Origin of the sequence: Paraburkholderia ginsengisoli NBRC 100965, assembly GCF_000739735.1 — a bacterium.
GTDB lineage: Bacteria > Pseudomonadota > Gammaproteobacteria > Burkholderiales > Burkholderiaceae > Paraburkholderia > Paraburkholderia ginsengisoli.
In genome coordinates, this window is record NZ_BBJF01000025.1 from 16,865 (window position 1) to 31,364 (window position 14,500).

The 14,500-nt window shown below is 61.4% G+C and carries 15 protein-coding genes; 12 read left to right on the forward strand and 3 right to left on the reverse strand.

Translation table 11 applies throughout. The features are described from left to right. Positions 1 to 37 precede the first annotated feature (37 nt). The 11 genes from catA (at position 38) to BGI01S_RS27125 (ending at position 10,289) form a co-directional block, all read left to right on the forward strand. Positions 38 to 973: a catechol 1,2-dioxygenase gene (gene catA / locus BGI01S_RS27075; protein WP_042329445.1), complete on the forward strand. Its 936-nt coding sequence runs from the start codon at positions 38 to 40 to the stop codon at positions 971 to 973. A gap of 111 nt (positions 974 to 1,084) precedes the next feature. Then, positions 1,085 to 2,443 (forward strand): Rieske 2Fe-2S domain-containing protein, encoded by a 1,359-nt coding sequence (locus BGI01S_RS27080; protein ID WP_042329446.1) that lies wholly within the window; start codon positions 1,085 to 1,087, stop codon positions 2,441 to 2,443. Beyond that, on the forward strand, positions 2,440 to 2,928 hold the full coding sequence (benB, locus tag BGI01S_RS27085) for a benzoate 1,2-dioxygenase small subunit (RefSeq protein WP_042329447.1): 489 nt from the start codon (positions 2,440 to 2,442) through the stop codon (positions 2,926 to 2,928). The genes BGI01S_RS27080 and benB overlap by 4 nt, the downstream gene beginning before the upstream one ends. Before the next feature lie 38 nt (positions 2,929 to 2,966). After that, positions 2,967 to 3,989: a benzoate 1,2-dioxygenase electron transfer component BenC gene (gene benC, locus BGI01S_RS27090; RefSeq protein WP_042329448.1), complete on the forward strand. Its 1,023-nt coding sequence runs from the start codon at positions 2,967 to 2,969 to the stop codon at positions 3,987 to 3,989. Continuing rightward, complete coding sequence (gene benD / locus BGI01S_RS27095; protein WP_042329449.1) at positions 3,986 to 4,762, forward strand: benzoate diol dehydrogenase BenD; 777 nt, start codon at positions 3,986 to 3,988, stop codon at positions 4,760 to 4,762. The genes benC and benD overlap by 4 nt, the downstream gene beginning before the upstream one ends. A gap of 65 nt (positions 4,763 to 4,827) precedes the next feature. Then, positions 4,828 to 5,226 carry a RidA family protein gene (locus tag BGI01S_RS27100; RefSeq protein ID WP_042329450.1) on the forward strand — a complete coding sequence of 133 codons (399 nt, stop codon included), beginning with the start codon at positions 4,828 to 4,830 and terminating at the stop codon, positions 5,224 to 5,226. Positions 5,227 to 5,497: 271 nt separating this feature from the next. Beyond that, positions 5,498 to 6,835, forward strand: a complete 1,338-nt coding sequence (locus BGI01S_RS27105) for an MFS transporter (RefSeq protein WP_042329451.1) — start codon at positions 5,498 to 5,500, stop codon at positions 6,833 to 6,835. A 91-nt stretch (positions 6,836 to 6,926) separates the two neighbouring features. Beyond that, on the forward strand, positions 6,927 to 7,712 hold the full coding sequence (locus BGI01S_RS27110; RefSeq protein WP_042329453.1) for a 1,6-dihydroxycyclohexa-2,4-diene-1-carboxylate dehydrogenase: 786 nt from the start codon (positions 6,927 to 6,929) through the stop codon (positions 7,710 to 7,712). A 218-nt stretch (positions 7,713 to 7,930) separates the two neighbouring features. Beyond that, positions 7,931 to 8,749 (forward strand): ABC transporter substrate-binding protein, encoded by an 819-nt coding sequence (locus BGI01S_RS27115; protein WP_042329454.1) that lies wholly within the window; start codon positions 7,931 to 7,933, stop codon positions 8,747 to 8,749. Between the two features lie 95 nt (positions 8,750 to 8,844). Next, positions 8,845 to 9,594, forward strand: a complete 750-nt coding sequence (locus tag BGI01S_RS27120) for an amino acid ABC transporter permease (RefSeq protein WP_042329455.1) — start codon at positions 8,845 to 8,847, stop codon at positions 9,592 to 9,594. Next, positions 9,591 to 10,289: an amino acid ABC transporter permease gene (locus BGI01S_RS27125; protein WP_042329457.1), complete on the forward strand. Its 699-nt coding sequence runs from the start codon at positions 9,591 to 9,593 to the stop codon at positions 10,287 to 10,289. Before BGI01S_RS27120 ends, BGI01S_RS27125 begins: the two co-directional genes overlap by 4 nt. Positions 10,290 to 10,369: 80 nt before the next feature. Here the strand turns inward: BGI01S_RS27125 and BGI01S_RS27130 are convergent, their stop codons facing one another. Next, positions 10,370 to 11,221: a LysR family transcriptional regulator gene (locus tag BGI01S_RS27130; RefSeq protein WP_042329458.1), complete on the reverse strand. Its 852-nt coding sequence runs from the start codon at positions 11,219 to 11,221 to the stop codon at positions 10,370 to 10,372. 42 nt (positions 11,222 to 11,263) lie between these two features. Between BGI01S_RS27130 and BGI01S_RS27135 the strand changes: the two genes are divergently transcribed. Further along, complete coding sequence (locus tag BGI01S_RS27135) at positions 11,264 to 11,920, forward strand: DUF4865 family protein (RefSeq protein ID WP_232624456.1); 657 nt, start codon at positions 11,264 to 11,266, stop codon at positions 11,918 to 11,920. A 250-nt stretch (positions 11,921 to 12,170) separates the two neighbouring features. On the opposite strand, the gene BGI01S_RS27140 is transcribed toward BGI01S_RS27135, so the two are convergent. Together BGI01S_RS27140 and BGI01S_RS27145 are read right to left on the reverse strand one after the other, a co-directional pair. Continuing rightward, a complete protein-coding gene (locus tag BGI01S_RS27140; protein ID WP_042329459.1) occupies positions 12,171 to 13,547 on the reverse strand; it encodes an LLM class flavin-dependent oxidoreductase in 1,377 nt (458 codons plus the stop codon). A 58-nt stretch (positions 13,548 to 13,605) separates the two neighbouring features. After that, positions 13,606 to 14,469 carry an ABC transporter ATP-binding protein gene (locus BGI01S_RS27145; RefSeq protein WP_042329460.1) on the reverse strand — a complete coding sequence of 288 codons (864 nt, stop codon included), beginning with the start codon at positions 14,467 to 14,469 and terminating at the stop codon, positions 13,606 to 13,608. Positions 14,470 to 14,500: the final 31 nt, after the last annotated feature.

A 14,500-nucleotide genomic window follows, 5' to 3' on the forward strand; every position in this document is an offset into this window, starting at 1 on the left:
GGTTAACCCCACGAAAAATAGAGACTCAGGAGCAGACATGAACGTCAAAGTGTTCGATACGAAGGAAGCGCAAGACCTGCTGAAGGCTGCTGCTAACGTCGGCAGCGAGGACGGCAGTGCTCGCGTCCAGCAGATTGTCAGTCGGCTGCTGGGCGACCTGTTCAAGGCCATCGACGACCTCGATATAACGCCCGACGAAATCTGGGCCGGCGTTCATTACTTCAACAAACTCGGCCGGGATGGCGAAGCGGCCTTGCTTGCTGCGGGTCTCGGTTTGGAAAAATTTCTCGACATTCGCATGGACGCAGCGGATAAGGCAGCGGAAATCACCGGCGGCACGCCGCGTACCATTGAAGGTCCGCTGTACGTCGCTGGTGCTCCGTTGCGCGACGCCGTGTCCAGAATCGACGTCAACCCCGACGAGGACGCAGGGCCGCTGGTCATTCGAGGCACGGTGACTGGCCCGGACGGCGAACCGGTTGCAGGCGCGGTGGTCGAATGCTGGCACGCGAACTCCAAAGGCTTCTATTCGCACTTCGACCCGACCGGCGCGCAAAGCGAGTTCAATCTGCGCGGTGCGGTCAGCACGGCTGTCGATGGCAAATACGAATTCCGTACGCTCATGCCGGTCGGTTACGGCTGCCCACCGCAGGGCGCGACCCAGCAGTTGCTGGATGTACTCGGTCGCCACGGCAATCGTCCCGCCCACGTCCACTTCTTTGTTACCACCGACAAATACCGCAAGCTGACCACGCAAATCAACATCGAGGGTGATCCTCTGATTTGGGACGATTTTGCGTACGCCACTCGCGAAGATCTGATTCCGCCAGTGGTCGAAAAGATCGGCGGTACTGCACTGGGCATGAAGACCGACGCGTATAAGGAAATCGAGTTCAACATCGCGTTGACTCCGCTGGTTCAGGGTAGGGATAACCAACTCGTCAATCGCCTACGCGCATCCGCCACGGCGTAATCGCGCTACGCGGCTGCTCAGTCGTACCGCTGCTGCCGCTCATTTCTCCGCAAGATTCTTTCGACACCGATGCGCGTACTCCATAGCTGGAGCACGCGTAGGAGAGTACACATGTCCGCAATTATCGACAAAGCCAGGCAGTTGAATGAACTGCTGCACACCGCCGTTCAGGATGACAGGGAAAACGGCGTATTCCGTTGCCGCCGCGATATCTTCACGAACGCCGATCTGTTCGAGTTCGAGATGAAGCATATCTTCGAAAGCAATTGGGTTTATCTCGCGCATGAAAGTCAGATTCCGAACAACAACGACTACTACACGACCTGGATTGGCCGTCAGCCCGTAGTAATCACGCGCGACAAGAGCGGCGAACTGCATACAGTGATCAATGCCTGCGCGCACAAGGGCGCGATGCTGTGCCGGAAAAAGCACGGCAACAAGGGGACGTTCACCTGCCCATTCCACGGCTGGAGCTTCGCCAACACCGGCAAGCTGCTGAAAGTGAAGGACGTGAAAACCACTGAATACCCGGTGCAATTCAACACCAACGGCTCACACGATCTGAAGAAAGTCGCACGTTTCCAGAGCTATCGCGGGTTCCTGTTCGGCAGCCTCAACGCCGACGCGATTTCGCTGGAAGACTACCTCGGCGAGACCAAGGTCATCATCGATCAGATCGTCGACCAGGCGCCGGACGGACTCGAAGTGTTGCGTGGCAATTCCTCGTACATCTACGACGGCAACTGGAAGATGCAGATGGAGAACGGCTGCGACGGCTACCACGTTAGCACCGTGCACTGGAACTACGCCGCGACGATGGACCGGCGCAAGGTCGACGGTACCAAGGCCGTGGACGCGAACAGCTGGAGCAAGTCGGTGGCCGGAGTGTACGGCTTCGAGCACGGCCACATTCTGCTGTGGACCAAGACGATGAACCCGGAAGTTCGCCCGGTCTATGAGCGGCGCGACGAAATCAAGGCGCGCGTCGGCGAAGTCAAGGCGGATTTCATCGTCAATCAGACTCGCAACCTGTGCCTGTATCCGAACGTGTTTCTGATGGACCAGTTCAGTACCCAGATTCGCGTGGTACGTCCAATCAGCGTAGACAAGACCGAAGTCACCATTTTCTGCTTTGCACCGAAGGGCGAGAGCGCTGCCGACCGTGCTACCCGCATCCGCCAATACGAGGACTTCTTCAATGTCTCGGGAATGGGCACCGCAGATGATCTTGAAGAATTCCGCGCCTGCCAGGCGGGATATGCGGGTACCGCTGCGCTGTGGAACGACCTTTCGCGCGGCGCGCCGTTGTGGGTGGAAGGCCCCGACGCGAATGCGAAAAGTATGGGGCTCAAGCCGCTGATCTCGGGCGAGCGTAGCGAAGACGAAGGCCTCTTTGTGTGTCAGCACGAATACTGGGCGCATGTGATGCGCGACGCACTGAAGAAAGAACAGGCGGAGGCGCTGGTATGAGCTTCGATTACCAGAAAATCTGCGCCGTGCTGTACCGCGAGGCTCGTCTGCTCGATGACCGCCAGTGGGACGCATGGCTTGCCTGCTACACCGACGACGTCACTTACTGGATGCCGGCGTGGGATGACGACGACCAGCTCACCGACGACCACGAGAGCCAGATCTCGTTGATGTATTACCCGGACCGCGGTGGTCTGGAAGACCGCGTGTTCCGCATCAAGACAGAGCGAAGCGGCGCTTCGATGCCGGAACCACGCACCAGTCACAACGTCACCAATGTGGAAGTGATGGCCGAGCGCGAGAACGAAGTGGACGTGCGCTACAACTTCAACACGCTCAGTCATCGCTATAAAACCACCGACCAGTTTTTCGGCACGATGTTCGTGACGCTGCGCAGGATCAACGACGAACTGCTCATTTCGTACAAGCAGATCGTGCTCAAGGACGACTACATCCGCCAGGTGCTCGACATTTATCACGTTTGATATCGAGCATCGGTGGAAATGAGAGTACAGGAGGCAAGATGTCCAGCTATAACGTTGCACTGAATTTCGAAGACGGCGTGACCCGCTTCGTCACCTGCAAGGCGGGCGAGAAGGTGCTAGATGCCGCCTTTCGCGCAAAGATCAACCTGCCGATGGATTGCTCCGATGGCGTCTGCGGCACGTGCAAATGCCGCGCCGAAAGCGGCAGCTACGACCTGGGCGACGACTACATCGAAGATGCGCTCAGCGAGGACGAGAAGGAGAGCGGCCTCGTACTCACCTGTCAGATGGTGCCGGAAAGCGATTGCGTGATTGCGGTGCCCGCATCGTCGAGCGCGTGCAAGACTGAACAGACCCGGTTTGCCGCGACGGTATCGAAGGTCGAATCGCACGGCGATGCGGCCGTCGTGCTCGAACTGGACGTGGATGCGACGGCGCCGGTGTTTTTGCCGGGTCAATACGTGAACATCGATGTGCCAGGCAGCGGGCAGCATCGTTCGTATTCGTTTTCGTCGGCACCGGGTGATTCGAAAATCAGCTTTCTGATCAAGAGAATCACCGGCGGCGTGATGAGCACCTGGCTCGATGCCGCCCAGCCGGGCAACAAGCTGGAGCTGACCGGGCCGCTTGGCAGCTTCTATCTGCGAGCGGGAGACAAGCCCTTGCTGTTTCTGGCCGGCGGCACGGGCCTCGCACCCTTTCTGTCGATGCTGGAAGTTCTGGCGCGCACCGGGTCGCAGCAAAGGGTCCACCTGATTTATGGCGTGACGCGAGAGCTCGACCTGGTTCAGGTCGATGCCATCGAAGCGTACGTGGCGAAGTTGCCGCACTTCACCTTCAGCACGGTTGTGGCCGACGCCGATTCGACGCATCCCCGCAAGGGCTGGGTGACGCAACACATGCCGGCCGAGGCGCTGAACGATGGCGATGTCGACGTCTATCTGTGCGGGCCGCCGCCGATGGTCGACGCGGTGCGTAAGCATTTCGACGACACCGGCGTAAAGCCCAATTGCTTTCACTACGAGAAGTTCACCCCCAACGCAGCAGCGAGGACCGCATGAACTCCCAACGATTCGCCGGCAAGGTGGTGGTCGTCACCGGCGCCGCGCAGGGCATCGGCCGCGGCGTGGCGCTGCGGGCGGCTGCCGAAGGCGCCAGGGTGCTGTTCGTCGATCGCGCTGACTTCGTCACCGAAGTGGCGGCCGAAGCGAGTGGTGCGGAGACGGCAGGCTTCGTCGCCGATCTCGAGACGTACGACGGTGCGGCATCGGCGATGGCTTTTGCCGTGCGGCGGTTCGGCGGCATCGACATCCTGATCAATGGTGTCGGTGGCGCGATCCGGATGCGTCCTTTCGCCGAGTTCGAACCCGCGCAGATCGATGCGGAAATACGCCGTTCGCTAATGCCTACGCTGTACGCGTGCCATGCTGTGTTGCCACACCTGCTCGCGCGTGGTGGCGGCACCATCGTCAATGTCTCCTCGAATGCCACGCGCGGCATTCGCCGCGTACCGTATTCGGCGGCCAAGGGTGGGGTCAACGCGATGACGCAGTCGCTGGCGATGGAGTACGCGGAGCACAACATCCGTGTCGTCGCCACCGCGCCGGGCGGGACGGATGCGCCTGCGCGCCGTATCCCGCGCAATACCGCGGGTGACAGCGAGCAGGAAAAGGCGTGGATGGGCGAGGCGGTGAAGCAGGTCACCGAATCGACCTTTCTTAAGCGCTACGGCAGCATCGACGAACAGGTCGCGCCGATCCTCTTCCTCGCTTCGGACGAGGCGGGCTATATCACCGGGACGGTATTGCCGGTAGCAGGCGGGGACACCGGCTAACCGATCAATGCCGGGTCCATTGCGCGGGCAGCGATCAAAAGAAGACTTCACAGGAGACGAATTGCATGAACAGACCGGAAGCCATTATCCCTGCCGGAATGGAAGCGGTGTACGAGAAAATACGCTACGCACCCGCGGTCAAGGTCGGCAACACGATTTACGTTTCCGGCCAGATTGGCCGTGACGCGGCTATGCAGCTGGTCGAAGGGCGCGAAGCACAAATGGTGCAGGCCTTCGAGAATCTCCAGCTCGTGCTGGCATCTGCAGGCGCATCACTTAGCAACGTGGTGGACTTGACCACGTTTCATACCGACATGCGTGACCTGTCATTGTTCATGCAGGTACGCGACCGCTACCTCACTACCGGTCCGCTGCCGGCGTGGACGGCCGTGGGCGCGCACATGCTTGGCGGTGCGCCAGGCTACATCGTCGAAATCAAGGCCGTGGCCGTATTGCCTGACTAACCCAGCAACAATCGCGTGTCGGAGGAAGGCTTCGGTGTGGCACACGCGTTGAACGCCGGGATTGAAAGTCGAACATTCGCCTGTTCGCGCGTTTGCAAGTGAAGACGGTTAAACGCAATACATCTGCCGGCCGCCGGGCGACTATGCACTGCGGGTATGAAATTCATCCCAATCAGTATTGGACGGATGCATGCCAACTCCCATAGTCTGCAACGAGGTCGCCGACCGATAAAAAGCAAAACCTACGCGCTCGCGCAAGCAGGAGACATCTTTGAACCCGCCCCTCAGCATTTCATCGCTCATTGATCGGCAGCCGCTTCAGCCTTATCAATGGGCCATTTTCATTCTTTGTTTTGCGACTGCACTGTTCGATGGGTTCGATACCCAGGCGATTGCATACACTGGACCGGCAATCGTCGCGGCGTTTGGCTTGCGAGCTGGCGATCTTGCGCCGATCCTGATTGCGGGCACGCTCGGCATGACAATCGGCGCGATGACCCTTGGTCTGATCGGAGACAGAATCGGCCGTCGTCCGGCCCTGCTTGGCGGCGTAGCCGTCTTCAGCATCGCGTCGTTGCTCACCGCGTTTTCAACCAGCACCAGTCACATCCTGCTACTGCGCTTCGTCGCGGGGCTGGGCATGGGCGGCTGCACACCGGTTCTGCTCGCGCTCGCAGCAGAGTACGGGTCGGCGCGCCATCGCGGCTCGATCATGACCGGCGTGCTGTTGGGACTGCCCGCCGGGGCAATGCTCGGCGGACTGCTTGCCGCGCGCATGATGCCGGTGATCGGCTGGCAAGGCGTATTCCTCGTGGGCGGAGGTGCACCGCTGGTACTCCTCGTCGTGCTGTTCTTCACGCTCCCTGAATCCCTTCACTACCTGGTGAGCCGGGAGCGGAACCAGAGCGAGTCACGTGTGCGCAAGATCTTGCAGCGTATATTGATTGTCCCATTGCCGGCAGACGCGGTATTTCAGGTTCCCGAGTCCGTGACGCGGGCAAGCGTGGCCGCCCTGTTTGCGAACGGCAATGCGCGCAATACGGTCGCCATCTGGGCCGTGTACCTGTGCAACTGGGTGGCCTGGTTCATGTTTCTGTCGTGGCTGCCCACCGTGTTGAAAGCAGCGGGTCTGCCGGCAGCACAGGCGCCGATGGGCACGGTAATCGTGAATGCCGTGTTCATCGTCTGTGCGATTCCGCTTTCGATGCTGCTTCCGCGGGTCAGCACACGCAAACTGTTGATTGTGCTGCTCGCACTGGGCATTGCGATTTCTACCGGATTGGCCTACGCGGGAACTGAATGGGGGCTTGTTTTTGTGCTCGCCGGCGCAGCGGGTCTCGGCATTGGCGGTCAACAGATCGCGCTGAACTATCTGGTGGTCGGTGCCTATCCGACGGAGTTGCGCGCCACCGCGACCGGCTGGGCTATCGGCATGGGTCGGGTCGGCGCAATTGCCGGCTCCGCGGTGGGTGGAACGGTGCTTGGTTTCGGCGGCCCCGGTGGTTTCTATCTGGCATTGGCGGTTCCGCTTGCTGCGGCGCTGCTGGCTGTCATCGCGATTCGCACGACAACTCGCGTCGTTGACGGAAATCTCGCCATAGCGCATTGAGTCGTTCGCTTCGAGACGCGTGGCCCTCGCGTGCCACGCGTCTTTTCCGTTGGCTTCTCGCGCTCCTTAACGACACGCTCCAATCAACAACATGTCTAATGATCGCTTCAATGCCCAGGTGGCTCTCGTCACCGGCGCGGCGCAAGGAATTGGCCGGGCCACGGCCTTACGTCTGGCCAGAGAAGGCGCGGCACTCATACTGGTCGACCGGGCACACGAACAATGTGAACTCGTGAAGCAGGAAATCGCGCTGAACGGCGGGGCTGCAATTAGCGTTGCCGCTGATCTGGAGACGCACGCGGGCGCGAACCGGATGGTCGATGCCGCGTTGGAGCAGTATGGGCGAATAGACGTGGCCGTTCACAACGTTGGTGGGACGATCTGGGCTAAGCCGTTTTGGGAATACGCGCCGCAGGAGATGGAAAGAGAGGTGGCCCGCTCTCTTTGGCCAACCCTTTGGTCATGCCGGGCCGTCATTCCGGTGATGAAAGCGCAAGGTACAGGCTCTATCGTCAATGTTGGATCGATTGCGACGCGCGGAATTCATCGCGTGCCGTATTCGGCGTCCAAAGGTGGCGTGCATGCGGCGACCGTGTGCATGGCGATGGAATTGGCCGAATACGGTGTGCGTGTCAATTGCGTGTCGCCCGGTGCTATCGACAACGGAGTGCGCGCGACGCCGCGCAACCCGTTGCCGCTTTCCGTGCAGGAGCAGGGGTGGATGAAGGATATCTACACGCAAAGCATGCGCGATACGCCACAAAACCGGCTCGGTCTTCCGGAAGAAATCGCCGCGGCGATCTGCTTTATGGCGGCGCCGGAGTCCTCGTATGTGACGGGGCAAATCATGTACGTCGCAGGCGGCGGCATTGGCTGAAGTCTGAAAGCCTCGGGTATGAGGTGATATCCGCTATGACTGTCCCGGGTCTGTCCGGCATTTTGTCGATGCGCCACCGCGCCGTTATGACAGTGCCGACTTAGCACCTGACAAATCGTTGGTTCGGCGCGAAGTCCCGCGCTGCTACAGTCGCCGCCAAGAGCACGGAGCTGCTCGAATCATTAGAAGCATCGACTGGATAACCACGGGACTCGCATATGAAAATCTGGACTCGCAGCGCCGCTGTAGTCGGCTTGCTGCTGACCTTGTCGGGCGTCGCACACGCCGATCGACTCGACGACATCAAGAAAGCCGGCGTGTTGCGCGTCGCGACTTTCGACAGCAATCCGCCGTTCGGCTTCGTCGATCCGAAGACGAATCAGATCGTCGGGCTCGACGTCGACTACGCACGCGCCGTCGCCGCGAAACTCGGCGTCAAGCTCGAGATTCAGCCGACCAATCCCGCCAATCGCATTGCGTTTCTGAAGTCGAGCAAGGTCGACCTGGTCTTCGCGAATTTCACGATCACCGACGAGCGCAAGAAGGAAATCGATTTCAGCACGCCGTATTTCGCGTCGGGCACGCAGTTCATCGCGAAGAAGGGAGTGTTGAATTCGCCGCAGCAACTGGGCAGTTTGCGCATTGGCGCGGACAAGGGCACGACAAACGAGCAGCAGGTCCGCGCGCAGTTCCCGGCGGCGACCATCGTCGCCTATGACGACACGCCGTTCGCGTTCGCCGCGCTGCGTGCGGGCAACGTGCAGGCGATCACGCAGGACGGCCCGAAGCTGGTCGCTTTGCTCGCCAACGTGCCCGACAAGGAGAAGTACGAGATCCCGCCGTTCACGATTTCGAACGACTATGAGGGCGTCGGCGTGCCGAAGAACGAAGCGCGTCTGCTGAGCGTAGTCAACGATACGCTGACGGGCCTCGAGGCAAATGGCAACGCCGCGAAGATCTACGATCAGTGGTTCGGTCCGTCGAGCAAGGCGCCGTTGCCACGTCTGTTCAAGATCGGCGATCCGCAAAAGAGCTGAGCGTTTTCCCGCGCTCACTGTCCGGCCTGCCGTCTTCGTGACGGCGGGCCGGTTCGTTTTGTTTCTGTAAGTGCAATAGCTTCTGGATGATGACGATGAACGCGTGGCTCGAACCTCGCTATGTCGCGTGGATATGGCACGGCTTCGCGATGACACTGGCGCTATCGGTCGCGGTGATCCTATGCGCGACGCTGCTCGGTTTTGCGCTGGCGCTCGCGCGCAGCGCCACTCATGCCGCGTTGCGCCGCGCGGCCTCCGGCTACGTGCTGGTGTTCCGCAACTCGCCGCTGCTTGTGCAACTGCTGTTCTGGTATTTTGGCGCGGCCATGCTGCTGCCCGACAGCGTGATGAACTGGCTCAATACACCCCACACGATCGCGCTTGGACCGCTCACGCTGAGTTGGCCGACGTTCGAATTCGTCGCCGGCTGGTTCGGCCTCACGTGCTATTCGACGACTTTCATTGGCGAGGAATTCCGCGCGGGGATGCGCGGCGTGCGCGACGGCCAGTATCAGGCGGCGGCCGCGCTTGGTCTGACGCGCTTCGCGACCTTCCGCCATGTGATCTTGCCGCAAGCGGTGCGGATCGCGACGCCGCCGCTTGCCGGGCAATACATGAACGTCATCAAGAACTCGTCGCTGACGATGGCGATCGGCCTTGCGGAGCTTTCGTATTCGTCGCGCCAGGTCGAGACGGAAACGCTCAAGACGTTCCAGTCGTTCGGCATGGCGACCGTACTTTATATTGTGGCGATCGCCGCGATCGAAGTTGCGTTGCTGATCTGGCAGCGGCGCGGAGGCGTTAGCGCGCGCGGCTTGCGGATCCAGCGCGGAGAGCACTCATGAATGCAGCAGACTGGTTGCCTATTCTGCGCTATCTGCTGACCGGCGCATTCCCCAACGGCCCGCTTGGCGGCATTGCGCTTACCGTGGTGTTGACGCTGACCTCGGCACTGCTGTCGGCGCTGTTCGGCGTGGCAGGCGGCATTGCGCTCGTGATGACGCGCGGCGTAGTCCATATGCTGTTGCTCGCGGTCGTGGGTTTCTTTCGCGCGATTCCCGTGCTGATGCTGATCTTCTGGACGTTCTTTCTGATGCCGGTGCTGCTGCACATCGACGTCCCCGGACTCGCGACCGTGGTCTGCGCGCTCGCGCTGATCGGCGGCGCGTATCTGTCTCATTCGGTGCAGGCGGGCATCGTCGCGGTAGGCGATGGGCAATGGCAGGCTGCGTTGTCGCTCGGCATGACGCGCGGCCAGGCATTGCGCCATGTGCTGCTGCCGCAGGCGATTCGCACGATGACGCCGTCGTTCGTCAATCAGTGGGTGTCGTTGATCAAGGACACGTCGCTCGCGTATATCGTCGGCGTGCAGGAGTTCACGTTTCTCGCGAATCAGGTGAATAGCCGGTTGATGGTCTATCCGGCGCAGATTTTCCTGTTCGTCGGTCTGGTGTATCTCGTGTTGTGCGGCGCGTTTCAGTGGGGCGCCACGCGCTTGCTCGCTGGTGCATCCGGTGCGAGTCCCGACGCGCGTCGATAGGCGCTTCATAGTGTCATGTGGCGGGACAACGATTCAGGCCAGTCGAACCTTGAACGTTAGCCGTGCTGATAAATCGGTAATCAACCCGCCGTCGACCGGATCGCGGCCGACAACGTCCTCAACGAACGGCGCGCCTGTTGATCGGTCAGATTCGAATACAACATCACGGTGCGAGACGGCAGCGGAGGCAGACCGAGGGCCGAGCCGATATCGATCGTGCCGGGCGGCGCCACTCGACGCCCGAGCGCCGCCACGGCGAGTCCCGCCAGCACGGCGGCACCGATTGTCGTGATGCCGCCGCCGACGAAGACCTCGGTCCAGGCGATCCCCGCCTGGTTGAGTGCGGTAATCGCCATGCTGCGTACGCTGCATGGTTCGGCCTGCGTCGCGAGACGCAGCGGTGTGCCGGTGCGATGCTCGAAGCCCGGCGATGCGATCCAGCCGAAACTCTCTTCAAGAATGACATCGCCGCCACGCCGCCGTTTGTCGTGACGTAGCACGATTGCCGCGTCGAGCGCGCCGCTGTCGAACTCTTCGAGGATCGCGCGCGATGTGGACACGCGCATCTCCATCACGCAATGCGGCTCGGCGGCGCTCATCTGCTTGAGCAGGCGCGGCAGTTCCGCGCCGACAATGTGATGGCTGATACCTACTACGAGTCGCCGTTGTTCCGCGTCGAACGAACCGAGCGCGTGCTGATGCGCCGCCACGAGCGAACGGGCAGAGGTCAGGAACGTGTGGCCGTCCGCCGAAAGACGCACGAGTCGCGGCGTACGTTCGAGCAGACGCCGCCCCAATCCTTCTTCGAGCCGCCTGATCTTCAGACTGACCGCCGATTGCGTCGTGCCCAGGGCTTCAGCGGCGCGAGTGAAACTGCTCAGATCGGCCACCATCACAAAGGCCTGCACCGCTTCCATGTCGAGCGCTTTCATTTTTTTTGCCATTGGAAATTGATATCGCTGAAATATTCTTTCATGGCGTTTTCAAATCATCAACCGCTTGCTATCGTCGTTGGACCGATCTCGTTCAACACGTTCAGACAGGTCCCGATCATGATCCTCGCGCACTATGAACACCGCTTGCCCGCCGACTACGATCTCGAATCGATCCGCGCACGGGCGAAGGCCCGAGGTCCACTGTGGGACAGCGCCGGGCAGTTGTACTTCAAGGGATTTCTGTTGCGCGAAGCGGGGCGCTTCGGGGCGATCGGGAACAATTATTCGTCGCTCTATTTATGGCGCGACGACGAAGCATTTCGCGTCTTTCTGACGAGCGGCCGCTATCGGAGCGTGACGGATATGTTCGGGCGAGCAAGCATTCGGACGCGGTTCGCGCTCGACGCGTGCAGAGGACACGGACAGCAGGCCCGCTTCGCCCTCGCAGAAGAAGCGGACATTCCCGTCGACGCCGATCTGAGCGCCGCGTTCGCGAGCGAAACCGAACGGAACAGACGGATCGCTGCGCAGCCTGGGACGGTCGCGGCTGTCGTCGGCGTGGATACGCAGCGTTGGCGGTTCACGCGGATCGTGCTGACGGAAGGCGAGCCGGCTGCGAGCGAGGGCGGCACCCGCTACGAGGTTCTCCATCTTGCGCGGCCGCTGCTCGATACGCTGCCTGCGGGAGACGCATGATGAGTGATCGGATCGACGCTTGCAGGCCGGCTCTGCATCGCTGTATCGATGCGGATAGTACCCGTCCCGATGCGACCACGTGTCGATCCGGCTTTCGACCTGGCGGATTCGAACTGAATCCGTGACATGCGCTCGCCGCGTGGCTCGCAGGCAGCATGTTCGGCGCGTTGCTGATACTCGCTCTGGCAGGGGGCGCCGCGTTCGCGCTACGTCTCATCGGATAACGCGGCGCGGACCGGCAACGCACTAGCTAGCGAACGGCCACGGCTGCCTGTTCTCGTTCCGCGAGAACATGGCGATTCACGGGCCGCGGCAGTCCGAGATTTTCACGCAGCGTGCGCCCCTCATATTCGGTGCGGAACAGTCCGCGTCGCTGCAATTCCGGCACGACCAGCTCGGCGAATTCGCTCAAGCCTCCAGGCAGCCACGGCGACATGATGTTGAAGCCGTCCGCGCCTTCTTCCTCGAACCACTGCTGCAATTGATCCGCAATGCTCTGGGGTGTGCCGATCACCTGCTGATGCCCGCGCGCCCCCGCAATGCGCAGATATAGATCGCGGATCGTCAGGTTCTCGCGTCGCGCGAGATCGAGCAGCAGACGCTGCCGGCTCTTGCCGCCATTGGTTTCCGGCAGTTCGGGGAACGGGCCGTCGAGCGGATACTTCGACAGATCGATGCCGCCCGACATGTTGGTGAGCAACGACAAGCCGACAGTCGGATGAATCAGTTCCTGCAACGCGTCGAATTTGTCGCGTGCTTCCTGCTGGGTCTTGCCGATCACCGGGAAAATGCCCGGCATGATCTTCAGGTGCTCCGGCTGACGACCATAGCGCGCGAGCCGGCTCTTGATGTCGCGATAGAAGGTCTGTGCTTCTTCGAGCGTCTGATGCGCGACGAAGATGACTTCGGCGGTCTGCGCGGCGAGTTCCTTGCCGGCCTCCGACGCGCCTGCCTGCACGACGACCGGCCAGCCTTGCGGCGAGCGCGCGACATTCAGCGGTCCGCGCACCTTGAAGTGCTTGCCGCGATGGTTCAGCACGTGCAGCTTGTCCTGATCGAAGTACACGCCGCTTTCCTTGTCGCGCAGGAACGCGTCGTCTTCCCAGCTATCCCAGAGTCCCGCGACCACGTCGTAGAACTCTTTCGCGCGCTCATAGCGCTCGCTGTGATCCGGATGCCGGTCGAAACTGAAGTTCAGCGCCTCGGACTCGGTGCTCGACGTCACGAGATTCCAGCCCGAGCGGCCGCCGCTCAGATGATCGAGCGACGCAAATTTGCGCGCCAGATTGTAGGGCTCATTGAACGTGGTCGACACCGTCGCGATCAACCCGATGTTCTGCGTGACCACCGACAGCGCGGACAGCAGTGTCAGCGGTTCGAAGTGATCGGCGCGTGCGGTGCGTGCGAGCGAGGGCAGGTTGGTGTCGCGCACGCTGACGCTGTCGGCGAAGAAGATCGCGTCGAATTTCGCGCGCTCCGCAATCTGCGCGAGCTGCGCATAGTGCTGGAAGTCGAGGCCGCCGCCCGCATGCGCGTCGGGGTGGCGCCATGCGGCGATATGGTGGCCGGTCTCCATCAGAAACGCGCCTAGTCGGATCTGCCGCTTGCTCTCGCTGCTTTCGCTCATCGTTTGCTCCGTGGAATGCCGCTGTTTTTATGCTTCGTGTCGAAGGCCGGGCCGCGCGTCACCACGCGAGACGCCATTCTGTAATCGGGGGATGCGCGACCGGCGCGGACGCCAGGCCATCGTGGCCGCCGTGCGAATCGTGTGAGTCATGGCGTACGTCGCCGGGTTCGCCGAAGTCGGCGACGATTTCATCGCGCAGGCGAATGAAGCGCGCATCGCCGCGATCTCGCGGGCGCGGCAACGCGACGTCGACGATGCGCTTGATGCGGCCTGGGCGCGGCGCCATCGTCACGACACGATCGCCGAGATACACGGCTTCGTCCACGTCGTGCGTGACGAGAATCATCGTGATGCGCTCCTGTTCCCAGATGCGTTGCAATTCGTTTTGCAGACGTGCGCGCGTGAGTGCGTCGAGCGCGCCGAACGGCTCGTCGAGCAGCAGCACGCGCGGCCGGTTGACCAGCCCGCGCGCGATAGCCACGCGCTGTGCCATGCCGCCCGACAACTGGTGCGGGTACGCATTCTCGAAGCCCGTCAGCCCTACGAGCGCAATGTGTTCGGCGACAGCATCGCGCTTCTGTTTTGTCGTCAACGGTGCGTTACGCAGCGCCGCGAGAATGTTCTGCGACGCGGTGAGCCACGGAAACAACCGGTGGTCCTGAAATACGATGCCGCGCTGCAGCGAGGTGTCGCGCACCCGTTCACCGGCGACGAGAATTTCGCCGCTGTAGTCGGTGTCGAGACCGGCGATCAGTCGCAGCAAGGTGGACTTGCCGCAACCACTCGCGCCGAGCACGCTGATGAATTCGCCGGGGCGCACGCGCAGTGAGATGCCGTCGAGCACATCGAGCGTCGTGCCATGCTGGACATAACGCTTGCGGACGTGCCGAATATCGAGTCCTTCCGAGGTCGCAAGGGTCATGGGAGGGGTCCTGTGAGAGTGATCGGACATG

Coding starts and splice junctions, on each gene's coding strand:
- catA (WP_042329445.1), top strand. CDS start 38: ATGAACGTCAAAGTGTTCGATACGAAGGAAGCGCAAGACCTGCTGAAG.
- BGI01S_RS27080 (WP_042329446.1), top strand. CDS start 1,085: ATGTCCGCAATTATCGACAAAGCCAGGCAGTTGAATGAACTGCTGCAC.
- benB (WP_042329447.1), top strand. CDS start 2,440: ATGAGCTTCGATTACCAGAAAATCTGCGCCGTGCTGTACCGCGAGGCT.
- benC (WP_042329448.1), top strand. CDS start 2,967: ATGTCCAGCTATAACGTTGCACTGAATTTCGAAGACGGCGTGACCCGC.
- benD (WP_042329449.1), top strand. CDS start 3,986: ATGAACTCCCAACGATTCGCCGGCAAGGTGGTGGTCGTCACCGGCGCC.
- BGI01S_RS27100 (WP_042329450.1), top strand. CDS start 4,828: ATGAACAGACCGGAAGCCATTATCCCTGCCGGAATGGAAGCGGTGTAC.
- BGI01S_RS27110 (WP_042329453.1), top strand. CDS start 6,927: ATGTCTAATGATCGCTTCAATGCCCAGGTGGCTCTCGTCACCGGCGCG.
- BGI01S_RS27115 (WP_042329454.1), top strand. CDS start 7,931: ATGAAAATCTGGACTCGCAGCGCCGCTGTAGTCGGCTTGCTGCTGACC.
- BGI01S_RS27120 (WP_042329455.1), top strand. CDS start 8,845: ATGAACGCGTGGCTCGAACCTCGCTATGTCGCGTGGATATGGCACGGC.
- BGI01S_RS27125 (WP_042329457.1), top strand. CDS start 9,591: ATGAATGCAGCAGACTGGTTGCCTATTCTGCGCTATCTGCTGACCGGC.
- BGI01S_RS27130 (WP_042329458.1), bottom strand. CDS start 11,221: ATGAAAGCGCTCGACATGGAAGCGGTGCAGGCCTTTGTGATGGTGGCC.
- BGI01S_RS27135 (WP_232624456.1), top strand. CDS start 11,264: ATGGCGTTTTCAAATCATCAACCGCTTGCTATCGTCGTTGGACCGATC.
- BGI01S_RS27140 (WP_042329459.1), bottom strand. CDS start 13,547: ATGAGCGAAAGCAGCGAGAGCAAGCGGCAGATCCGACTAGGCGCGTTT.
- BGI01S_RS27145 (WP_042329460.1), bottom strand. CDS start 14,469: ATGACCCTTGCGACCTCGGAAGGACTCGATATTCGGCACGTCCGCAAG.